This is a genomic window from Microbacterium aureliae (assembly GCF_054780155.1).
Genome location: NZ_BAAGWW010000003.1, coordinates 1 through 21910 on the forward strand (window position 1 = coordinate 1; position 21910 = coordinate 21910).

18 protein-coding genes are annotated in these 21910 nt (G+C 70.3%); 6 read left to right on the forward strand and 12 right to left on the reverse strand.

The window, feature by feature from the left end; translation table 11 throughout:
• The 6 genes from ACYVF4_RS12225 to pgl all read left to right on the forward strand — a co-directional run.
• On the forward strand, window positions 1-1211 hold a 1211-nt coding region (locus tag ACYVF4_RS12225), incomplete at its 5' end, for a transketolase-like TK C-terminal-containing protein (protein ID WP_460723160.1).
• A complete protein-coding gene (gene tal, locus ACYVF4_RS12230) occupies window positions 1208-2320 on the forward strand; it encodes a transaldolase (protein ID WP_460723162.1) in 1113 nt (370 codons plus the stop codon). The genes ACYVF4_RS12225 and tal, both read left to right, overlap by 4 nt.
• Window positions 2317-3936, forward strand: coding sequence for a glucose-6-phosphate isomerase (locus ACYVF4_RS12235; RefSeq protein ID WP_460723164.1), 1620 nt, complete (start codon window positions 2317-2319; stop codon window positions 3934-3936). The genes tal and ACYVF4_RS12235 overlap by 4 nt, the downstream gene beginning before the upstream one ends.
• A gap of 14 nt (window positions 3937-3950) precedes the next feature.
• Window positions 3951-5543, forward strand: a complete 1593-nt coding sequence (gene zwf / locus ACYVF4_RS12240; protein ID WP_460723166.1) for a glucose-6-phosphate dehydrogenase — start codon at window positions 3951-3953, stop codon at window positions 5541-5543.
• Entirely contained in the window at window positions 5540-6493 is a 954-nt protein-coding gene (locus ACYVF4_RS12245) for a glucose-6-phosphate dehydrogenase assembly protein OpcA (RefSeq protein ID WP_460723168.1), read from the forward strand. Before zwf ends, ACYVF4_RS12245 begins: the two co-directional genes overlap by 4 nt.
• A gap of 3 nt (window positions 6494-6496) precedes the next feature.
• The gene (gene pgl / locus ACYVF4_RS12250; protein ID WP_460723170.1) at window positions 6497-7276 is read left to right on the forward strand and encodes a 6-phosphogluconolactonase; all 780 of its coding nucleotides are present in this window, start codon (window positions 6497-6499) and stop codon (window positions 7274-7276) included.
• Between the two features lie 65 nt (window positions 7277-7341).
• Here the strand turns inward: pgl and ACYVF4_RS12255 are convergent, their stop codons facing one another.
• From ACYVF4_RS12255 to coaE, 12 genes are all read right to left on the reverse strand, one after another.
• A complete protein-coding gene (locus tag ACYVF4_RS12255) occupies window positions 7342-7707 on the reverse strand; it encodes an RNA polymerase-binding protein RbpA (RefSeq protein WP_460723172.1) in 366 nt (121 codons plus the stop codon).
• Window positions 7707-7955: a preprotein translocase subunit SecG gene (gene secG / locus ACYVF4_RS12260; RefSeq protein ID WP_460723174.1), complete on the reverse strand. Its 249-nt coding sequence runs from the start codon at window positions 7953-7955 to the stop codon at window positions 7707-7709. Before secG ends, ACYVF4_RS12255 begins: the two co-directional genes overlap by 1 nt.
• A gap of 89 nt (window positions 7956-8044) precedes the next feature.
• A complete protein-coding gene (gene tpiA / locus ACYVF4_RS12265) occupies window positions 8045-8827 on the reverse strand; it encodes a triose-phosphate isomerase (protein WP_460723176.1) in 783 nt (260 codons plus the stop codon).
• Window positions 8824-10038, reverse strand: coding sequence for a phosphoglycerate kinase (locus ACYVF4_RS12270; protein ID WP_460723178.1), 1215 nt, complete (start codon window positions 10036-10038; stop codon window positions 8824-8826). The genes tpiA and ACYVF4_RS12270 overlap by 4 nt, the downstream gene beginning before the upstream one ends.
• Before the next feature lie 7 nt (window positions 10039-10045).
• Window positions 10046-11050 (reverse strand): type I glyceraldehyde-3-phosphate dehydrogenase, encoded by a 1005-nt coding sequence (gene gap / locus ACYVF4_RS12275; RefSeq protein ID WP_460723180.1) that lies wholly within the window; start codon window positions 11048-11050, stop codon window positions 10046-10048.
• A gap of 103 nt (window positions 11051-11153) precedes the next feature.
• Window positions 11154-11780 carry a superoxide dismutase gene (locus tag ACYVF4_RS12280; protein WP_460723182.1) on the reverse strand — a complete coding sequence of 209 codons (627 nt, stop codon included), beginning with the start codon at window positions 11778-11780 and terminating at the stop codon, window positions 11154-11156.
• Between the two features lie 132 nt (window positions 11781-11912).
• Window positions 11913-12890, reverse strand: coding sequence for a DNA-binding protein WhiA (whiA, locus tag ACYVF4_RS12285; protein ID WP_460723184.1), 978 nt, complete (start codon window positions 12888-12890; stop codon window positions 11913-11915).
• Between the two features lie 62 nt (window positions 12891-12952).
• Window positions 12953-13834, reverse strand: coding sequence for an RNase adapter RapZ (gene rapZ, locus ACYVF4_RS12290; protein ID WP_460723186.1), 882 nt, complete (start codon window positions 13832-13834; stop codon window positions 12953-12955).
• A gap of 25 nt (window positions 13835-13859) precedes the next feature.
• A complete protein-coding gene (gene uvrC / locus ACYVF4_RS12295) occupies window positions 13860-15779 on the reverse strand; it encodes an excinuclease ABC subunit UvrC (protein WP_460723188.1) in 1920 nt (639 codons plus the stop codon).
• Between the two features lie 11 nt (window positions 15780-15790).
• Complete coding sequence (gene uvrA, locus ACYVF4_RS12300) at window positions 15791-18691, reverse strand: excinuclease ABC subunit UvrA (protein WP_460723190.1); 2901 nt, start codon at window positions 18689-18691, stop codon at window positions 15791-15793.
• Between the two features lie 62 nt (window positions 18692-18753).
• The gene (uvrB, locus tag ACYVF4_RS12305; protein WP_460723192.1) at window positions 18754-20835 is read right to left on the reverse strand and encodes an excinuclease ABC subunit UvrB; all 2082 of its coding nucleotides are present in this window, start codon (window positions 20833-20835) and stop codon (window positions 18754-18756) included.
• 42 nt (window positions 20836-20877) lie between these two features.
• On the reverse strand, window positions 20878-21477 hold the full coding sequence (coaE, locus tag ACYVF4_RS12310) for a dephospho-CoA kinase (protein ID WP_460723194.1): 600 nt from the start codon (window positions 21475-21477) through the stop codon (window positions 20878-20880).
• Window positions 21478-21910 lie beyond the last annotated feature (433 nt).

A 21910-nucleotide genomic window follows, 5' to 3' on the forward strand; every position in this document is an offset into this window, starting at 1 on the left:
CCGATGACGTCATCGCCCACACCCGCACCCTCGCCGAACGTGCCGCCGAAACCCGGGCGGTGTGGCAGTCCTCGTTCGATGCGTGGGCGGCGGCGAACCCGGACCGCAAGGCGCTGCTGGACCGGCTGCAGGCCGGCACCCTGCCCGACGACGTCGCGGACGCGCTGCCCTCCTTCGAGGCCGGGAAGGACGTGTCCACGCGGGCGGCGTCCGGGGTGGTCATCAACGCCCTCGCCGGGGTGCTGCCGGAGATGTGGGGCGGGTCGGCGGACCTCGCCGAGTCGAACCTGACCACCATCAAGGACGCCAAATCGTTCATCCCCGCCGACTGGTCCACCCACGAATGGTCCGGCGACCCGTACGGGCGGGTGCTGCACTTCGGGATCCGCGAGCACGCGATGGGCGCGATCATCAACGGGATCACCCTCCACGGCCCCACCCGCCCGTTCGCGGGCACGTTCCTGATCTTCAGCGACTACATGCGCCCCGCCGTGCGGCTGGCCGCGCTGATGGACATCCCCTCGATCTTCGTGTGGACCCACGACAGCGTCGCGCTCGGCGAGGACGGCCCCACCCACCAGCCCATCGAACAGCTCGCCACGCTCCGCGCGATCCCGAACTTCACCATGGTGCGCCCCGCCGACGCCAACGAGACCGCCGCCGCATGGCTCGAGATCCTCCGCCGCCCCACCGGCGGGCCCGTCGGCATCGCCCTCACCCGCCAGAACATCCCCGTGTTCCCCCGCGGCGACGGCGACGCCACCGGCGACACCTTCGCGTCCACCGACGGCGTCGCCAAGGGCGCGTACGTCCTCGCCGAAGCACCCGGCGGCACCCCCGACGTGATCCTCATCGCCACCGGCAGCGAGGTCCAGCTCGCCGTCGAGGCCCGCGAGGTCCTCCACGCCGAAGGGATCAACGCCCGCGTCGTGTCCGCGCCGTCGCTGGAATGGTTCGCCGAGCAGGACCAGACCTACCGCGACCACGTCCTCCCCCCGCACGTGAAGGCGCGCGTGTCCGTCGAAGCCGGCTCCGCCCTGACGTGGGCGGGCATCGTGGGAGACGCCGGACGCTCGGTCGCGATCGACCACTTCGGCGCATCCGCCGACTACAAGACCCTCTTCACCGAATTCGACATCACCACCGACGCCGTCGTCACCGCCGCCCGCGACACCGTCGCCGCCGCCAACAGCACCAAGGAGAACGCATGAGCACCCCCACCGAAACGCTCGCCGCCCACGGCGTCAGCATCTGGCTGGACGACCTCTCGCGGGACCGCATCACCTCGGGGAACCTCGCCGAGCTGATCCGCAGCCGGAATGTGAGCGGCGTGACGACGAACCCGACGATCTTCCAGAGCGCGATCGGCAGCGGTGCGGCCTCGTACCAGGGCCAGATCGCGGAGCTCGCGTCCGCCGGCGCGGGCGTGGACGATGCCATCTTCGCCGCGACGACCGACGACGTCCGCGACGCCGCCGACATCTTCCGGCCCGTGTTCGACGCGACGGGCGGTCTCGACGGGCGCGTCTCGATCGAGGTCTCGCCCGACCTCGCTCACGACACCGACGCCACCATCGCCTCGGCCAAGCAGCTGTGGGCGAAGGTCGACCGGCCGAACGTGCTGATCAAGATCCCCGCGACCAAGGCCGGGCTGCCGGCCATCACCGCCGTGCTGGCCGAGGGCATCTCGGTCAACGTCACGCTGATCTTCAGCCTCGAGCGATACGGCGAGGTCATCGACGCGTACCTCGCCGGCATCGAGCAGGCCCAGGCGAACGGCCACGACATCTCGACGATCCATTCGGTGGCGTCGTTCTTCGTCTCGCGGGTGGACACCGAGGTCGACAAGCGCCTCACGGCCGTCGGCACGGACGAGGCGCTCGCACTGAAGTCGCTGGCTGGTGTCGCCAACGCCCGCCTGGCCTACGAGCTGTTCGAGGAGCGCTTCGGGACTCCCCGCGCGAAGGCCCTCACGGACGCCGGCGCCAACGTGCAGCGTCCGCTGTGGGCGTCGACCGGCGTGAAGGACCCGGCGCTGCCCGACACGCTCTACGTCACCGAGCTCGTCGCACCGGGCACCGTCAACACCATGCCCGAGAAGACCCTCGAGGCGACCTTCGACCACGGCGAGATCGCCGGTGACGCCATCACGGGCACGTACGAGGCCGCGCACAAAGTCTTCGCTGACCTCGCAGCCGCCGGCGTGGACTTCGCCGACGTGACGCAGGTGCTCGAGGACGAGGGCGTGGCGAAGTTCATCGACTCGTGGCACGACCTGCAGGCGACCGTGAAGGCCGCGCTGGAGGGCGCCGCTCGATGAGCTTCGCGATCCACCTGACCGGCCACGTCAAGACGGTCGTCGACGAGACCCTCCCCGGGCTCGTCGCCGACCTCGTGGCCTCGGGCCTCACCGCCGGCGACGCCGGGCTGTGGGGACCCGAGGCAGAGGACGAAGCGTCGCGACGCCTCGGCTGGGTCCAGGCCGTCAGCGTCTCCCGGCCCCTCGTGGACGAGATCCGCGCCCTGCGCGCGGACCTCGTCGGGCGCGGACTGACGCGCATCGTCCTGGCCGGCATGGGCGGATCCTCGCTCGCACCCGAGGTGATCGCGCAGACGGCCGGCCTGCCGCTGACCATCCTCGACTCGACGGCACCCGGTCAGGTGCTGGCCGCCATCGACGGCGATCCCGAGGCCGGCGGCCTCGAGCGCACCGTCCTCGTGGTGTCGTCGAAGTCCGGCTCGACGCTCGAGACGGACTCGGCAAAGCGGGCGTTCGAGGCGGCGTTCCGCGACCTCGGCATCGACCCGCGCGAGCGGATCGTCGTCGTCACCGATCCGGGATCCCCGCTCCACGAGGCCGCAACGGCGGACGGATACCGGGTCTTCACGGCCGATCCCACCGTCGGCGGCCGCTACTCCGCGCTCACCGCGTTCGGCCTGGTCCCTGCGGGGCTCGCCGGTGCGGATATCGGCGAGCTGCTCGACGAGGCCGAGGCGAGCCTGCTGGAAGTCGCGATCGACAGCCCCGACAATCCCGCACTCGTGCTCGCCGCGGCCATCGCCGGCGGTTCGCCCCGACGCGACAAGCTCGGTCTCATCACCGACGGCACGCACGTCGTCGGGCTCCCCGACTGGATCGAGCAGCTCGTCGCCGAGTCCACCGGCAAGAACGGCACCGGCATCCTGCCCGTCGTGCTGCTCCCGGTGTCCCCCGAGGTCGAGAGCCGTCCGGACGACCTGCAGCTGCTGCGGCTCGTCGACGACGCCGCCCAGTTCCACCTCTTCGAGCACCACCGCGGCGAGATCCTCGTCAGCGGATCGCTCGGCGCGCAGTTCGTCGTGTGGGAGTTCGCCACCGCCATCGCCGGTCGTCTGCTCGGGATCAACCCGTTCGACCAGCCGGACGTCGAATCGGCCAAGTCCGCCGCCCGCGGCCTGCTGGACACCCCGCCCGCTCCCCCTGCACCGGCATTCGTCGAGGACGGCGTCGAGGTGCGCGTCTCCGACCCTGCTCTCGCAGCATCCGGCACGATCGCCGGCGTCCTCGACGCGCTCTGGTCCCGGCTGGACGCCGACGGCTACGTCGCCGTGCAGGCGTACGTGGACCGGCTCACCCTTCCTCAGCTGCAGGGCCTGCGCGAGATGGTGGCAGCGGATTCCGGCCGGCCGGCCACGTTCGGCTGGGGTCCGCGCTTCCTGCACTCCACCGGCCAGTATCACAAGGGCGGTCCCGCGCAGGGGGTGTTCCTGCAGATCCTGGAAGCCACCGACGTGGACCTCGAGATCCCCGGCAGGCCGTTCACCTTCGGCCAGCTGATCGGAGCGCAGGCCGCCGGAGACGCCGCAGTGCTCGCCGCACTCGGCCGACCCGTCGTGACGCTGACGCTCACCGACCCCCCGATCGAAGTGCTCTCGCTCTTCGAAGCCGCCCAGTAGGAGCTTTCTCCCCCATGACCGACCAGACCCCTGTCTCGACGCGCGCCGGCGAGCGGCCGCCCGTCGAGATCGCGCGCGGACGCAACCCGCTCCGCGTGCCCGAGGACCGCCGTCTCAACCGGATCGCCGGCCCCAGCGCACTCGTGATCTTCGGCGTGACCGGCGACCTGTCCCGCAAGAAGCTGATGCCCGCCGTGTACGACCTCGCCAACCGCGGGCTGCTGCCCCCCGGCTTCGCGCTGGTCGGCTTCGCCCGGCGCGACTGGGAGGACCAGGACTTCGCCCAGGTCGTCCACGACGCCGTGCGCCAGTATGCGCGCACCGAGTTCCGCGACGAGACCTGGCAGCAGCTGCTCGAGGGCATCCGCTTCGTCCCGGGCGAGTTCTCGGACCCGGCCGCGTTCGCGCGGCTGCGCGACACCGTCGAGACCCTCGACGCCGAACGCGGCACGATGGGCAACCACGCCTTCTACCTGTCGATCCCGCCGCGGGACTTCCCCGTCGTCGCCGAGCAGCTCAAGGCGTCCGGGCTCGTCGACGACACCGCCGACCGTCCCGAGCGGTGGCGACGCGTCGTGATCGAGAAGCCCTTCGGTCACGACCTCGCCTCGGCGCGCGACCTCAACGACGCCTTGCGGTCGGCCTTCCCGACCGACTCGATCTTCCGCATCGATCACTACCTCGGCAAGGAGACGGTGCAGAACATCCTGGCGCTGCGCTTCGCCAATGAGCTGTACGAGCCGATCTGGAACCGCAACTACGTCGACCACGTGCAGATCACGATGGCCGAGGACATCGGCGTCGGCGGCCGCGCGGGCTACTACGACGGCATCGGCGCGGCGCGGGACGTCATCCAGAACCACCTGCTGCAGCTGATGGCGCTCACCGCCATGGAGGAGCCCATCAGCTTCGACGCGAAGGACCTCCGCGCCGAGAAGGAGAAGGTGCTGGCGGCGGTCACGCTGCCCGAGGACCTCGCCCGCTCCACGGCGCGCGGGCAGTACGCCGGCGGCTGGCAGGGCGGCGAGAAGGTGCTGGGCTTCCTCGAAGAGGACGGCATGAACCCGGAGTCGACCACCGAGACCTACGCCGCGATCACCCTCGAGGTGAACACCCGCCGCTGGGCGGGGGTCCCCTTCTACCTGCGCACCGGCAAGCGGCTCGGGCGGCGCGTCACCGAGATCGCCGTGGTGTTCAAGTCGGCGCCCGAGATGCTGTTCTCGCGCAGCCAGACGCTCGGCCAGGGGCAGAACGCCCTCGTCATCCGTGTCCAGCCCGACGAGGGCGTCACGATCCGCTTCGGCTCGAAGGTGCCCGGCGCCGGCGCGCAGGTGCGCGATGTGACCATGGACTTCGGCTACGGCCATGCCTTCACCGAGGCCAGCCCCGAAGCCTACGAGCGGCTGATCCTCGACGTCCTCCTCGGCGACCCGCCGCTGTTCCCCCGCCACGAAGAAGTCGAGCTCTCGTGGAAGATCCTCGACCCCATCGAGCAGTTCTGGGCCGCCCAGGGCGGCCCCCTCGAACAGTACGACCCCGGATCATGGGGTCCCCCGTCCGCGCAGCAGATGCTCGCCCGTGACGGCCGAACCTGGAGACGCCCGTGATCGTCGACCTGCCCGACACCACCGTCAGCAAGATCTCCCGCGCGCTGGTCAACGTCCGCGAAGAGGGCGGCGCCGTCGCCCTCGGCCGCGTGCTGACCCTCATCATCATCACCCGCCAGGGCGCGATGGAAGAGGTCATCGAGGCGGCCAACGACGCCTCCCGCGAGCACCCGATGCGCGTCATCGTGCTGATGATCAACGGCCGCGACGAGGAGTCCTGCCTGGACGCCCAGATCCGCGTGGGCGGCGACGCCGGTGCCAGCGAGGTCGTCACCCTGCACGTGCGCGGCGAGGCGGGCAACTCGAACCTCGAGTCGCTGGTCACGGGCCTGCTGCTGCCGGACGCGCCGGTGGTGGTGTGGTGGCCCAACGACACCCCCGCCGACCCGGCCGGCACCTCGATCGGCAAGATCGCCCAGCGACGCATCACGGATGCCGCCACGAAGGCAGATCCGTCGGCGTTCGTGGCCGCCCTCGGCGAGAGCTACGCGCCCGGCGACACCGATCTGGCGTGGACGCGTCTGACCCGGTGGCGCGAGCAGCTGGCGGCGATCCTCGATCAGCCGCCCTACGAGCCCATCACCGCCGTGACCGTGCACGGCGCCGCCGACTCGCCGTCGACCGCGCTGCTGGCGGCCTGGCTGCGCCTGGCGCTGGATGCCCCGGTCGAGTGGGGCTACCTGTCTGCCGAGGAGTGGCCGCACGGCATCAAGTCGGTGACCCTCACCCGCGCCAGCGGAGAGGTCCGACTCGAGCGCCCGGCGCCCGGCGTGGCGATCCTCACGCAGCCCGGTCAGCCCAGTCACGACCTCGCCTTCCCCCGTCGCTCGCTCCGGGAATGCCTCGCCGAGGAGCTCCGTCGCCTCGACCCGGACCTCCTGTATGGTCGAGTGATCACAGAGGGGTGGGCGAAGCTGGACCCGCCGACGAGCCAGGAGGCGCGGAGCTAGCACATGGTCGAGGAATGGGCGGAAAAGCGGGTCGTCGTCGTCTCGGATCCGATCGCGCTGGCCGACTCGGTCGCTGATCGGTTCCTCGCCCGGGTCGCCAAGCGCGTCGGGCGCGGCAACGTCGCGCACATCTCCCTCACCGGCGGCAGCATGGGCGCGGCGGTGCTGGCGGCCGCGGCGAAAGATCCCCGCATCGACGACATCGACTGGTCGCAGGTCCACTTCTGGTGGAGCGACGAGCGGTTCCTCCCGCGCGGCGACGCCGAGCGCAACGAGACCCAGGCGCGTGCGGCCCTCCTGGACCGCCTGGACATCCCCGCCGGCAACATCCACCCGGTCGCGGCCAGCGACGACGGCGTGGATCTGGATGCCGCGGCCGCCGCCTACGCACGTGAGCTCGCCCGCTTCCCCGACGAGGACCGTGCGTGGCCGACGTTCACGGTGTGCTTCCTGGGCGTCGGCCCCGACGCCCACATCGCCTCGCTGTTCCCCGACCGGCCCGAGATCCGCATCGTCGACCGCGCGGTCGTTCCGGTGCGCAACTCCCCCAAACCGCCGCCGGAGCGGGTGACGATGACGCGTCCGGTCATCAACTCCTCGCGGCGCGTGTGGATGGTGCTCTCGGGCGAGGACAAGGCATCCGCGCTCGGCCTGGCACTGGCCGGGGCGAGCTATGCGAGCGTCCCCGCCGCGGGCGCGAAGGGCACGCGTCGGACGGTGTTCTTCGTCGACGAGTCCGCCGCCTCGAAGGTGTCACCAGAGCTCATCGACCGCGAGTACTGACGGCGTGCAGACATGAGAAGAGTGGATGCCGTCGGCATCCACTCTTCTCATGTCTATGGGGAGTCTCACTCCGAGGTGGTCTGTCCCCGGCGCTCGCGCAGCTGGGCGAGCGCGTCGCCGAGCAGAGCCTCGGCCTCGTCCTCGGAGCGGCGCTCCTTCACGTAGGCGAGGTGCGTCTTGTACGGCTCGGTCTTGGCCAGGGCGGGCGGGTTCTCTTTGTCGCGGCCGGCCGGCAGCCCGGAATGGGGCGAGTCGATCGTCTCGGGGATTTCGTCGTCGGGGATCCCGGCGGCGAAGTAGCGCACCGTCTCGTTGCCGAGAGCATCCCAGTACGAGATCGCGATGCGGTCGGCGTGGAAACCGTGGTCCTGCTCCCCCATCGGTCCGGCGCCCACACGGGTGCCTCGGATCGCGTTGCCTCCGGTTGCCATTACAGTCCCTGGAATTTCGTGATCAGGCCGAGCGCGACGATGGCGACGAACCACACCAGCGCAAGCACGATCGTGAAGCGGTTGAGGTTTCGCTCGGCGAGACCGGACGAGCCGAGGGCCGAGGTCATGCCGCCGCCGAACATGTCCGACAGGCCGCCGCCGCGTCCCTTGTGGAGCAGGATGAGAAGGGTCAGCAGGAGGCTCGTGATGCCCAGGAGCACCTGCAGGACGAACTCGAGGATCTGCACAGTGGTGAAAGCCTTTCGCGGCGATCCGGCGGATCGCACAAGGTTCGAGTATACCGGGCGGCCTCGCGGCCGCCCGGCTCGGCGCGGACTCAGACGCCGACGTGCTTCTGGTACCGGATGATCGCGGCGAACTCGTCCACGACGAGGCTCGCACCGCCGACCAGCGCGCCGTCCACGTCGGGCTCGCGCATGAAGGCCGCGATGTTCGCCGACTTCACCGATCCGCCGTAGAGGATGCGGGTGCGGGCGGCGGCGTCCTCGCTCAGCGACGATGCGAGGACCTCGCGAAGCTTCTGGCACACCTCCTGGGCCTGCTCGGGCGTGGCCGCCTGGCCGGAGCCGATCGCCCAGACCGGCTCGTACGCCACGACGATGTCGGCATCGGCCGGCACGTCCGTCAGCGCCTTCTCGAGCTGGCCGACCGGGACGGCGCTCGCGCCGAAGCGCTCGAGGTCCTCGGCGGTCTCGCCCACGCAGATGACGGGCACGAGCCCGTGCTTGAGCGCGGCGGAGACCTTCGCGGCGACGAGGTCGTCGCCCTCGGAGTGGTACTCGCGACGCTCGGAGTGGCCGATGATGACGTACCGGCAGTCGAGCTTGGACAGGAACGCGCCCGAGATCTCACCGGTGTAGGCACCCGAATCGTGGGTGGACAGGTCCTGCCCGCCGAGGGCGAACGGGATCTTGTCGGCATCGAGGAGCGTCTGCACGGTCCGCAGGTCGGTGAAGGGCGGGAAGACCGCGACCTCTACCGAGCCGTCCTCGTGCTTGGCGTCCTTGAGGGTCCAGTGCAGCTTCTGGACGAACGCGACCGCCTGCAGGTGGTCGAGGTTCATCTTCCAGTTGCCCGCGATCAGCGGGATGCGCGTCATTGCCATCCGAGGACCTCCAGTCCGGGGAGCTTCTTGCCTTCGAGGAACTCCAGGCTGGCGCCGCCGCCCGTGGAGATGTGGCCGAATCGGTCGTCCGAGAAGCCCAGCTGCCGCACCGCGGCCGCCGAGTCCCCCCCGCCGACGACACCGAGGCCGTCGACCTCGGTCAGCGCCTGCGCGACGGTCTTCGTCCCGGCGGCGAAGGCCGGCATCTCGAAAACGCCCATGGGGCCGTTCCAGAACACCGTGCGGCTGCTGCGGACGGCGTCCGCGAACAGCTCCGCCGTGCGGGGGCCGATGTCGAGGCCGAGACCCGAGTCGCCGAACGGGGTGTCCTCGAGCTTGTCGGCGTCGGCCACCACGTGGTCGGCGTCGGCGGCGAACGACGCCGCCACGACGGCGTCCACCGGCAGCACGAGCTCGACGCCGTTCTCTTCGGCCGTCTTCATGTAGCCGCGGACGGTGTCCAGCTGGTCCTCTTCGAGAAGGCTCTTGCCCACCGGGTGGCCCTGAGCGGCGAGGAAGGTGAACATCATGCCGCCGCCGACGCACAGCTTCTGCACGCGCGGGAGCAGGTGGGCGATGACCCCGAGCTTGTCCGACACCTTCGACCCGCCGAGGACGACCGTGTAGGGCCGCTCGGGATTCTCGGTGAGCCGGTCGAGGACCTCGACCTCTTTTTCGATGAGGAAGCCCGCCGCGGACGGCAGGATCTCGGCGAGGTCGAACACCGACGCCTGCTTGCGGTGCACGACGCCGAAGCCGTCCGACACCAGCGCGTCGCCGAGCTCGGCGAGCTGCGCGGCGAAGGCGCCCCGCTCGCCGGCATCCTTCGATGTCTCGCCCGGGTTGAACCGGAGGTTCTCGATGACGGCGACGTCCCCGTCTTCGAGGGCCGCGACCGCCTCGCGGGCCGACTCCCCCACCGTGTCACGCGCGAACGCGACCGGCTTTCCCAGCAGCTCCGACAGCCGCTGAGCCACGGGGGCGAGGCTGTACTTCGGATCAGGCGCCCCGTCCGGGCGGCCGAGGTGCGAGCAGATGACCAGTCGCGCGCCCTGGTTGATCAGGGCGTTGAGGGTGGGCAGCGACGCACGCACGCGGCCGTCGTCCGTGATGACCCCGTCCTTGAGAGGGACGTTGAGGTCACAACGGACGACGACGCGCTTGCCTGCGAGCGAACCCAGCGAATCCAGGGTGCGCAGAGTCATGTCGGTGTCAGAGCTTGCCGGCGACGAGCTCGGTCAGGTCGACGAGGCGGTTGGAGTAGCCCCACTCATTGTCGTACCAGCCGACGACCTTGACCTGGTTGCCGATGACGCGGGTCAGGCCGGCGTCGAAGATGCAGGAGTGGTCGTCGGTGACGATGTCGCTCGAGACGATCTCGTCCTCGGTGTACTTCAGGATGCCCTTGAGGGGACCCTCGGCCGCGGCCTTGTACGCGGCCTTGACCTCGTCGAGGGTGACCTCGCGGTCGAGCTCGACGGTCAGGTCGGTGGCGGAGCCGGTGGGGACCGGGACGCGCAGCGCGAAGCCGTCCAGCTTGCCCTTGAGCTCGGGGAGCACGAGGCCGATGGCCTTGGCGGCGCCGGTCGAGGTGGGGACGATGTTCAGGGCGGCGGCGCGGGCGCGACGCAGGTCGCTGTGCGGACCGTCCTGCAGGTTCTGGTCGGCGGTGTAGGCGTGGATCGTGGTCATGAGACCCTTCACGACGCCGAACTCGTCGTTGAGGACCTTGGCCAGCGGCGCCAGGCAGTTCGTGGTGCACGACGCGTTCGAGATGATGTGGTGGTTCTCGGGGTCGTAGGTGTCCTCGTTGGCGCCGATGACGAACGTGCCGTCCTCACCGCTGGCGGGGGCCGAGATCAGGACCTTCTTCGCACCGCCGGTGATGTGCTTGCCGGCGTCCTCGGCCTTGGTGAAGCGGCCGGTGGACTCGATGACGATGTCGACGCCGAGCTCGCCCCAGGGGAGGTTGGCGGGGTCGCGCTCCTCGAAGACCTTGATGGTCTTGCCGCCGACGGTGATCGAGTCCTCGCTGTAGGTGACCTCGGCGTCCAGGCGACCGAGGATCGAGTCGTACTTCAGCAGGTGGGCGAGGGTCTTGTTGTCGGTGAGGTCGTTCACCGCCACGATGTCGAGGTCCGCGCCCTGCGCGAGAGCCGCGCGAAGGTAGTTGCGTCCGATTCGGCCGAAGCCGTTGATGCCGATCTTGACAGCCACGGAATTTCTCCTGAGTGTGTCGTGCGCGAGTGCGCGGTTTGGTGCGATTCAGACGATGGACGACGGCGTCCCGGCGGGCGTACCCGCCGGGACGCCGCGCCGGTTATGACAGTACCAGCAGGCCAGATGCGTTCTCACGGGCGGCGGTGAAACGCTGCGCAACGTTGGACCAGTTCGCGATGTTCCACGCGGCCTTGACGTAGTCGGCCTTGACGTTGAGGTAGTCCAGGTAGAAGGCGTGCTCCCACATGTCCAGCTGGAAGATCGGGATGGTGCCCTGGGCGGTGTTGGACTGCTGGTCGAACAGCTGCTGGATGATGAGCTGCTGCCCGATCGGGTCCCAGCTCAGCACGGCCCAGCCCGAGCCCTGGATGCCGGTGGCGGCGGCGGTGAAGTGGGCCTGGAACTTGTCGAAGCCGCCGAAGAACTCGTCGATCGCCGCGCGCAGCTCGCCCTCGGGCTCGCCGCCGCCCTCGGGCGACAGGTTGGTCCAGAAGATCGAGTGGTTGACGTGGCCGCCGAGGTTGAACGCCAGGTCCTTCTCGAGCTTGTTCACGTTCGCGAGGTTGCCGCTGTCGCGGGCCTCGGCGAGCTGCTCGAGGGCGGTGTTCGCGCCCGTGACGTACGCCTGGTGGTGCTTGGAGTGGTGGAGCTCCATGATCTTCGCGCTGATGTGCGGCTCCAGCGCGGCGTAGTCGTAGGGGAGGTCGGGCAAGGTGTACTTCGCCATGTTCTCTTCTTCCTGTCGGCGCTGCGCCGAAGCCTCGGCGCAGCGAGGGGACGACTGTCATCCTACTGACGACCAACACGGCCGAGCGGGGGTTGCTTCCCTTCGTGACGACGGGGAAGAATGCCGCGGCGGCTACTCCTCGACGCCGGCCGGGACGGCCGACTCGGTGCCGGGGATGCCGTCCGCCTCGGCCTTCTTGTCCGCCATCGCCAGCAGGCGCCGGATGCGTCCCGCGACGGCGTCCTTGGTCAGCGGCGGGTCCGCGTGGTGGCCCAGCTCGTCCAGGCTCGCGTCGCGGTGCGCCAGGCGCAGGTCGCCGGCCTGGCGCAGGTGATCGGGCACCTCGTCGCCGAGGATCTCGAGGGCCCGCTCGACGCGGGCGCACGCGGCGACGGCGGCCTGCGCGGAGCGGCGCAGGTTCGCGTCGTCGAAGTTCACCAGGCGGTTGACCCCGGCGCGCACCTCGCGGCGCTGGCGCATCTGGTCCCATTCCGCCGCGGCGCGCTCGGCGCCCATCGCCGCGAGAGCCGCGCGGATCGCTTCGCCCTCGCGGACGACCACACGGGGGATGCCGCGGACCTCGCGCGCCTTGGCGGCGATCCCCACGCGGTGAGCGGCGCCGACGAGGGCCATCGCCGCCTCCGACGACGGGCACGTGATCTCCAGCGCGGCACTGCGGCCGGGCTCGCTCAGGGTGCCCGCGGCGAGGAATGCGCCGCGCCACACCGCGGCGAGGTCGCCGCGGGAGCCGGTGGTGAGCTTGTTCGGCAGGCCGCGCACCGGGCGACGGCGCTGGTCGAGCAGACCGGTCTGGCGGGCCAGCGTCTCGCCGCCCTCGATCACGCGGACGGCGAAGTGCCCGGCCGAGCGGCCGCCGGAGCCCTGCACATGGTGCAGCTCGGGGCGCACGCCGTAGATCTCCACGAGTTCCCGCGCGACGCGGCGGGCGAGGACGTCGGAGTCGAGCTCCGCCTCCACGGCGACGCGGTTGGCGATCGAGTGCAGCCCGCCCGAGAAGCGCAGCAGGGCGGTCAGCTCCGCGACACGGGCGGTCGGACGCGGATCGCGCACGGCGATGAGCTCGGCTTTGACGTCGGCGGTCAGCGACACGGGACTCCTTGTGGGATCGGGGACGATCGTCCAGCCTACCCGCGGGCGGGCCGGCGCTCAGATCACTCGCGTCCGAGATCGCGGTGGGCGACCCGCACGGCGACGCCCGGGGCCGCGCTCAGCCGCCGGGCCAGCTCGCGCGCCATCACGACGGAGCGGTGCTTGCCGCCGGTGCAGCCGACGGCGACCACCGAGTGGCGCTTGTTCTCACGCTGGTAGCCGTCCAGGACGGGGCGCAGCGCCGCGGCGTACGCGTCGATGAACTCGACGGCGCCCGGCTGGGACAGCACATACTCGCGCACGGCGTCGTCCTGCCCGGTGAGCGAGCGCAGGCTGTCGTTCCAGAAGGGGTTCGGCAGGAAGCGCATGTCTGCCACCAAGTCCGCGTCCGGGGGAAGCCCGTACTTGAAGCCGAAGCTCACCACGGTGAGGGTGTGCCGCGCGTCCCCCTCGTCCGCGAACAGGTCCACGATGCGCGAGGCCAGCTGGTGGACGTTGAAGTGCGACGTGTCGATGATGACGTCGGCGTCCTCGCGGACGACCCGCAGTCTTTCGCGCTCGCGCACGATGCCGTCCAGCAGGGTGCCGTCGCCCTGCAGCGGATGGGGCCGGCGGACGGCCTCGAACCGCCGCACCAGGACGTCGTTGGACGCGTCGAGGAACACCACCCGGAGTTTCGAGCGCTCGCGCAGCGCCTGGACGGTCTGCGGCAGCTCCGAGAAGAGGTCGCGGCCGCGGACGTCGACGACGACGGCGATGCGCGGCAGGGACTCGGCCGCGAGACCCGTGAGATCCAGCAGAGGCCGCAGCATCTGCGGCGGCAGGTTGTCGACGACGTACCAGTCGAGGTCTTCGAGGGCGTTCGCGGCGGTCGACCTGCCGGCACCCGACATCCCCGTCACGATCAGGATCTCGCCCGGTTCCCGGCGCTCCTCCTCGGTCATGACCCTCCCCGTCGTCGGCCCCAGCCTAGCCGCTCGCGAGATGCGCGTGGATCGTCGCGGCGAGCTTCGGGCCGACGCCGGGGAGCGCCTCGATCTCCTCCGCCGAGGCGCGCTTGAGCGCCGCGACGGACCCGAAGTGCCGCAGCAGCGCCTTGATGCGGGTCTCGCCGAGGCCGGGGATCTCGGCGAGCACGCTCTGGATGTCGCGCTTGCGCCGCCGGCGCTGATGCGTGATCGCGAAGCGGTGGGCCTCGTCACGCAGGCGCTGCAGCAGGTACAGCGCCTCAGAGGTGCGAGGCAGGATCACGGGGTACTCCTCCCCCGGCATCCACACCTCTTCGAGCCGCTTGGCGATCCCGCACAGCGCGATCTCTTCATGGCCGGCCTCGCGAAGCGCGCGCGCGGCAGCCTCGACCTGCGGGCGTCCGCCGTCGACGACGAGCAGCTGCGGCCGGTACGCGAAGCGGGGTCGCCGCCGCTCGGTGACGACCTCGCTGCCGGCGTCCAGCGCCGCGTCGAGCCCGGCATCCGGATCCCCCGGCTCATCGCCGGGATCGGGGCGGTCGAGGTAGGCCAGCCGGCGGGTGAGGACCTGGTGGAGCGAGTCGGTGTCGTCCGTGGTCTCGGCCACCGAGAACGAGCGGTACTGGTCCTTGCGCGGCAGGCCGTCCTCGAAGACCACCATCGAGGCGACCACGTTGGTGCCGCCCAGGTGCGACACGTCGAAGCATTCGATGCGCAGGGGCGCCTCGTCCAGGCCGAGCGCCTCTTGCAAGTCGGTCAGCGCCTGCGACCGGGCGACGTAGTCGCTCGTGCGGCGGGTCTTGTGGAGCATGAGGGCCTGCTGGGCGTTGAGGGTCGCGGTCTTCATGAGGTCGGCCTTGCGCCCACGCTGGGCGACCTGGATGACGACGTTGCGGCCGCGGCGCTCCCGGAGCCACTCCTCCAGCTCCGCGACGTCGTCGGGCAGGGTGGGCACGAGCACCTGCTTGGGGATGTCGGCGGCGACGGCGTCGCCGTAGGTGCGCTGGAGGACCTGGTCGACCAGCTCGGCGGGGGTGATGTCGAGCTCCTTCTCGATCGTCGTCGCCCGCACTCCCCTGACGCGTCCGCCCCGCACGACGAAGTGCTGCACGGCGGCGGCCAGCTCGTCCTCGGCGATGCCGAAGAGGTCGGCGTCGGTGTCGGGCGACAGCACCAGGGCGCTCTTGCCGAGGACCGCCTCGATCGCCTGCAGCTTGTCGCGGTAGAGCGCCGCGGACTCGTAGTCCATCGCGGCAGAGGCCTCGCGCATGCGCGCGGTCAGCTCACGCGCGAAGCGCTGGTCGCCGCCGGACATGAACGCCACGAAATCGTCGACGATCGCCCGGTGCTCCTCGATCGTGACCTTCATCGAGCACGGGCCGCCGCAGCGTCCGATCTGCCCGGGGAAGCACGGCCGGCCGGTGGCCATCGCCTTCTTGTACGACGCATCGCTGCACGTACGGATCGGGAAGACCTTGATCATCAGGTCGATCGTGTCGTGGACGGCCCACACCTTCGGGTAGGGGCCGAAGTATTTCGCGCCCCGGATGCGGCGGTTGCGCGTGACGATCACCCGCGGAGCCTCGTCGGCGAGGGTGACGGCCATGAAGGGGTAGGACTTGTCGTCGCGGTAGCGGACGTTGAAAGGCGGGTCGAACTCCTTGATCCACTGGTACTCCAGCTGCAGCGAGTCCACGTCGGTGGCCACGACCGTCCACTCCACCGACGTCGCGGTGAGCACCATGCGGCGCGTGCGCTCGTGCAGCGTGCGCAGCGGCGCGAAGTAGTTCGACAGCCGCGCGCGCAGGTTCTTGGCCTTGCCGACATAGAGGACGCGCCCGTCGGCGTCGCGGAACCGGTACACGCCCGGGTTCGTGGGGATCTCCCCCGGCTTCGGCTTGTACGGGAGCTGTTGTGCCATCGCGGCCGGCCTCAGCCGGCCTTGCGCCGCTCGCGCGCGGCGCCGAGGATCTCGGCCAGGAAGGCGCCGGTGTGGCTGCCCTCGGCACCGGCCACCTGCTCGGGGGTGCCGGTCGCCACGATCTGCCCGCCGCCGGAGCCGCCCTCGGGCCCGAGGTCGATGATCCAGTCGGCGGACTTGATGACATCGAGATTGTGCTCGATGACGATCACCGTGTTGCCCTTGTCGACCAGTCCGCCCAGGACTTCGAGCAGGCGCTGCACATCCTCGAAGTGCAGGCCCGTGGTGGGTTCGTCGAGGACGTAGACGCTGCGGCCGTTGGAGCGGCGCTGCAGCTCGGTGGCAAGCTTCACGCGCTGCGCCTCGCCGCCCGAGAGCGTCGTGGCCGACTGGCCGAGCCGCACGTAGCCGAGCCCGACGTCCACGAGCGTCTTGAGGTAACGGTGGATGGCCTGGATCGGCTCGAAGAACTCCGCCGCCTCGGCGATCGGCATCTCGAGCACCTCGGCGATGTTCTTGCCCTTGTAGTGGACGGCCAGGGTGTCGCGGTTGTAGCGCTTGCCGTGGCACACCTCGCAGTCGACGTAGACGTCGGGCAGGAAGTTCATCTCGATCTTGATCGTGCCGTCGCCCGAGCACGCCTCGCAGCGCCCGCCCTTGACGTTGAAGCTGAACCGCCCGGGCAGGTAGCCGCGCGCCTTCGCCTCGGGGGTCTCGCTGAACAGCGTCCGCACCCGGTCGAACACTCCCGTGTAGGTCGCCGGGTTGGAGCGCGGGGTGCGGCCGATGGGCGCCTGGTCCACGTGCACGACCTTGTCGAGCTCTTCGAGACCGGTCACGCGGGTGTGCTTGCCGGCCACCCGGCGGGCACCGTTGAGGCGCGTGGCCAGCACTTCGTACAGGATGCCGTTGACCAGGGTCGACTTGCCCGACCCGCTCACGCCGGTCACCGCGGTCAGCACGCCCAGGGGGAAGTCGGCCGTGACGTTCTTGAGGTTGTTCTCGCGCGCGCCGACGACGGTGATCTGGCGCTTGCGGTCGATCCGCCGCCTCCGGGCGGGGATGGCGATCTCGCGCCGGCCCGAGAGGTAGTCGCCGGTGATGGAGCCGCTGTCGGCGAGCAGCTGGTCCAGTGGCCCGGAGTGAACGACCGAGCCGCCCTCGACGCCCGCGCGGGGCCCGATGTCGACGATCCAGTCGGCCGCGTGGATGGTCTCTTCGTCGTGCTCGACGACGATGAGGGTGTTGCCGAGGTCGCGCAGCTTCACGAGCGTCTCGATGAGTCGCCGGTTGTCGCGCTGATGCAAGCCGATCGACGGCTCGTCCAGGACGTACAGCACGCCGGTGAGGCCCGACCCGATCTGCGTGGCCAGGCGGATGCGCTGCGCCTCGCCGCCCGAGAGGGAGCCGGCCGAGCGGCTGAGGCTGAGGTAGTTCAGGCCGACCTGGATGAGGAAGTCCAGGCGGGCCCGGATCTCGCGGAGCACCGCGGCGGCGATCTTGGCCTCGCGCTCGGTCAGCTGCAGCCGGGCGAAGTACTCCTGCGCCTCGGCGAGGCTCAGCCGCGAGGCGTCGGCGATGGAGTGGCCGTGGACCTTGACCGCGAGCACCTCGGGCTTGAGGCGCGCGCCGTCGCACACCGGGCACGGGACCTCGCGGAGGTATTCGGCCCAGCGCTGGCGCTGGGTGTCGGTCTCGGCCTGCAGGTACTGGCGCTCGATGTAGGGCACGACGCCCTCGAAGCCCGACGCGTAGCGCATCTCGCGGCCGTACCGGTTGCGCCACTTGACGGTCACCTTGTAGTTCTCGCCGCGGAGCACCGCCTCGCGGACGTCCGAGTGGAGCTTGTTCCAGGGCGTGTCGAGCGAGAAGTCCAGGTCGTTGGCGAGTCCCTCGAGCAGGCGCTCGTAGTACTGGAAGAGTCCCTTGCCCTGGGTCGTCCACGGGATCAGCACGCCCTCGCGGATCGAGAGCTCCTCGTCGCCGAGCATCAGCTCGACGTCCACCGACATGCGCGTGCCCAGGCCCGAGCAGGCGGGGCATGCGCCGAAGGGCGCGTTGAACGAGAACGTGCGCGGCTCGATCTCGGTCAGCTGCAGGGGGTGGCCGTTGGGGCAGGCCAGCTTCTCGGAGAAGGACTGCCAGGCGTCGTCGCCCTCTTCGTCGACGAAGTTGACCTGCATGATGCCGCCGGCCAGGCCCAGCGCCGTCTCGACGGAGTCGGTCACGCGGCTGAGGATCTCGGGGCCGGCGACCAAGCGGTCCACGACCACGGCGATGTCGTGCTTGTAGCTCTTCTTGAGCGTGGGCGGCTCGGCCAGCTGCACGAGGTCGCCGTCGACCACGGCGCGCGCGTAGCCCTTCGCCGAGAGCTCCTTGAAGAGGTCGACGAACTCGCCCTTCTTCTGCGTCACCACCGGCGCCACGATCTGGTACCGCGTGCGCTCGGGCAGCTCCATCAGCTGGTCGGCGATCTGCTGCACCGTCTGCCGCTGGATCACCTCGCCGCACTCGGGACAGTGCGGCACGCCGATGCGGGCCCACAGCAGTCGCATGTAGTCGTGGATCTCGGTGATCGTGCCGACGGTCGAGCGCGGGTTGCGGTTGGTGGACTTCTGGTCGATCGAGACGGCGGGGCTCAGGCCCTCGATGAAGTCGACGTCGGGACGGTCGACCTGACCGAGGAACTGACGCGCGTACGCGCTGAGCGATTCGACGTAGCGGCGCTGCCCCTCGGCGAAGATCGTGTCGAACGCCAGGCTGGACTTGCCCGACCCGGACAGCCCGGTGAAGACGACGAGCGAGTCGCGCGGGATGTCGAGGTCCACGTTCTTCAGGTTGTGGACGCGGGCGCCGCGGACGCTCAGCTGACCGCTGGTGTGGGCGTGCGAAGAGACGGGGACGATGGGCACCCGTCAAGTGTAGGTGGGGCCTCCGACATCGGCTCCGGGGTTCGTCCCCGGCGAAATTCCGGCTACGCGTGCCCCGCGCGCTCCATGGCGCGCAGCTCTTTCTTGAGGTCCTGGACCTCGTCGCGCAGGCGCGCGGCGAGCTCGAACTTCAGCTCCGCCGCGGCGGCCAGCATCTGGTCGCTCAGGTCGGCGATGGTCGCCTCGAGCTGCTGCGCCCCCTCGGCGGCGATGCCCTCGCGGCGCAGCTGCGGCGTCGGCGCCCTGCCCTTGCCGGACTTCGACCGCGCGGCATCCTTCTTCGACATCATCGCGGCGGTGTCCGACGCCTCGCGGGCGAGGACCTCGGTGATGTCGGCGATGCGCTTGCGCAGCGGCTGCGGATCGATGCCGTTCGCGAGGTTGTAGGCGACCTGCTTCTCGCGGCGGCGATCGGTCTCTTCGATCGCGTTGCGCATCGAGTCGGTCATCTGGTCGGCGTACATGTGCACCTGGCCCGAGACGTTGCGCGCCGCGCGGCCGATCGTCTGGATGAGCGACGTGCCCGAGCGGAGGAAGCCCTCTTTGTCGGCGTCGAGGATCGACACCAGCGACACCTCGGGAAGGTCGAGGCCCTCGCGCAGCAGGTTGATGCCGACCAGGACGTCGTAGACGCCGGCGCGCAGCTCGGTCAGCAGCTCCACGCGGCGCAGGGTGTCGACGTCGGAGTGCAGGTAGCGCACCCGCACCCCGTGCTCGCCCAGGAAGTCGGTGAGCTCCTCGGCCATCTTCTTCGTCAGCGTCGTGACGAGGACGCGCTCGTCGCGCTCGACCCGCAGCCGGATCTCTTCGAGCAGGTCGTCGATCTGCCCCTTGGAGGGCTTGACGATGATCTCGGGGTCCACCAGACCGGTCGGGCGGATGATCTGCTCGACGACGCCGTCGGCGACCCCCATCTCGTAGCGGCCGGGCGTCGCGGACAGATAGACCGTCTGGCCGACGCGCTGCTTGAACTCGTCCCACCGCAGCGGGCGGTTGTCCAAGGCGCTGGGCAGCCGGAACCCGTGCTCCACCAGGGTGCGCTTGCGCGAGGCGTCCCCCTCGTACATCGCGCCGATCTGCGGCACAGTCACGTGCGACTCGTCGATGACCATGAGGAAGTCGTCGGGGAAGAAGTCCAGCAGGGTGTGCGGCGGCTCGCCCGGCATCCGGCCGTCGAGGTGGCGCGAGTAGTTCTCGATACCGGAGCAGAACCCCAGCTGCTGCAGCATCTCGAGGTCGAAGGTGGTGCGCATGCGCAGGCGCTGCGCCTCGAGCAGCTTGTTCTGCGACTCCAGCTCTTTCAGGCGCTCCTCGAGCTCGTGCTCGATCGTGCCGATCGCGCGCTGGACCGTCTCGGTGCCGGCGGCGTAGTGCGTCGCGGGGAAGATCGGGACGGAATCCATGCGCTGCACGACATCGCCGGTGAGCGGATGCAGCATGTACAGCGCCTCGATCTCGTCGCCGAACAGCTCGATGCGGATGGCGTACTCCTCGTACACCGGGATGATCTCGATGGTGTCGCCGCGCACGCGGAAGTTGCCCCGCGAGAAGTCCACGTCGTTGCGGTTGTACTGCATGGCGATGAACTTGCGGATGAGGGCGTCGCGGTCGTAGCGCTCCCCCACCTGCAGCGCGACCATCGCGCGCAGGTACTCCTCGGGCGAGCCGAGGCCGTAGATGCACGACACGGTGGAGACCACCACCACATCCCGGCGCGAGAGCAGGGAGTTCGTCGTCGAGTGGCGCAGCCGCTCGACCTCGGCGTTGATCGAGGAGTCCTTCTCGATGAAGGTGTCCGTCTGCGGGACGTAGGCCTCGGGCTGGTAGTAGTCGTAATACGACACGAAGTACTCGACGGCGTTGTGCGGCATGAGCTCGCGGAACTCGTTGGCCAGCTGCGCGGCGAGGGTCTTGTTGTGGGCGAGCACGAGCGTCGGCCGCTGCACCGCCTCGATGAGCCACGCGGTCGTCGCGGACTTGCCGGTGCCGGTGGCGCCCAGCAGCACGACATCGGTCTCGCCCGCGTTGATGCGGGCGGCGAGCTCGGCGATCGCCTGCGGCTGGTCACCCGACGGCTCGTACTCGCTGATGACCTCGAACGGCCGGACGGATCTGGTGGACTGCACCTCTCAAGGGTAGGCGGGTCCTCCGACACCGGGGCCGCGGCGTCAGCCGGCGGTGAGCCGCCGCCAGAGCTCGTCGGTCTGGCGGATCGTGTCGTCGAGCGATCCGGAGGTGTCGATGACGACGTCCGCGACGGCGAGCCGCCGGTCGTCGGGCACCTGCGAGGCGATGCGCGCGTCGGCCTCCGCCGGAGTCAGCCCCCGCAGCGAGACCAGTCGCTCGCGCCGGACGGATGCCGGGGCGTGGGCGACCACGATGAGATCCCAGGGGTCGTCGACGCGGGCCTCCACCAGCAGCGGCACGTCGTACACGACGACGGCGCCGGGGTCCCGCGCGAACGCGGCCCCGAAGCGCGCCGCGGACTCCTGCCTGACCGCGGGGTGGACGACGGCGTTGAGGCGGGCGACGGCGCCGTCGTCGCCGAACACCCGCGCCGCCAGAGCGGCGCGGTCCAGCGACCCGTCGGCGAGGATCACGTCCTGCCCGAACTCGTCGGCGATCCGCGACAGCACGGCGGACCCAGGTCGCTGGACGTCCCGCACGATCGCGTCGGCGTCGACGACCACGGCGCCGTGCCCGGCGAGGCGGCGGGCGATCGTGGACTTGCCCGAGGCGATCCCCCCGGTGAGTGCGACCAGCGGCATCCCTCGAGCATGGCACGACGAAGACCGGCGGGAAGCCTTGGCTGTTGCTGAGGGAGGGCTGAGTCGGGCCTGAGCATACGGCGATAGCGTCTGTGCACGCCGAGAAAACCGAACAGCCTTTCCTGGGGAGGACGAAGTGATCGACCCGAACGACGCGACGTCGCCGGGTCGTGGCAGCCGGACAGGACGATCCGAGTCCCGTCACGGTGTTCGGCGCTCTCGTCGCGGTGCGGTGGCGATCGTGGGGGCGATCGCCGCCGACACCCGCGCGGCGACGGCGTGCGGGATCCGGAGGCCGGGGAATCCTCCGCGAACCCGCGACGCCTCGCGCACCGGTGAGGCGGACGGGTCGGCGCTCCGCGCGCGACGGGCCCGTCCCCTCCCGCGTGCCGCCGATGCAGGCTCGGACCGACGTCCATGAGCGCGCGCTCGC

Excerpts from the sequence above, each read along its gene's own strand:
- tal (WP_460723162.1), top strand. The coding sequence starts at position 1,208 with ATGAGCACCCCCACCGAAACGCTCGCCGCCCACGGCGTCAGCATCTGG.
- ACYVF4_RS12235 (WP_460723164.1), top strand. The coding sequence starts at position 2,317 with ATGAGCTTCGCGATCCACCTGACCGGCCACGTCAAGACGGTCGTCGAC.
- zwf (WP_460723166.1), top strand. The coding sequence starts at position 3,951 with ATGACCGACCAGACCCCTGTCTCGACGCGCGCCGGCGAGCGGCCGCCC.
- pgl (WP_460723170.1), top strand. The coding sequence starts at position 6,497 with ATGGTCGAGGAATGGGCGGAAAAGCGGGTCGTCGTCGTCTCGGATCCG.
- ACYVF4_RS12255 (WP_460723172.1), bottom strand. The coding sequence starts at position 7,707 with ATGGCAACCGGAGGCAACGCGATCCGAGGCACCCGTGTGGGCGCCGGA.
- tpiA (WP_460723176.1), bottom strand. The coding sequence starts at position 8,827 with ATGACGCGCATCCCGCTGATCGCGGGCAACTGGAAGATGAACCTCGAC.
- ACYVF4_RS12270 (WP_460723178.1), bottom strand. The coding sequence starts at position 10,038 with ATGACTCTGCGCACCCTGGATTCGCTGGGTTCGCTCGCAGGCAAGCGC.
- ACYVF4_RS12280 (WP_460723182.1), bottom strand. The coding sequence starts at position 11,780 with ATGGCGAAGTACACCTTGCCCGACCTCCCCTACGACTACGCCGCGCTG.
- rapZ (WP_460723186.1), bottom strand. The coding sequence starts at position 13,834 with ATGACCGAGGAGGAGCGCCGGGAACCGGGCGAGATCCTGATCGTGACG.
- uvrC (WP_460723188.1), bottom strand. The coding sequence starts at position 15,779 with ATGGCACAACAGCTCCCGTACAAGCCGAAGCCGGGGGAGATCCCCACG.
- coaE (WP_460723194.1), bottom strand. The coding sequence starts at position 21,477 with ATGCCGCTGGTCGCACTCACCGGGGGGATCGCCTCGGGCAAGTCCACG.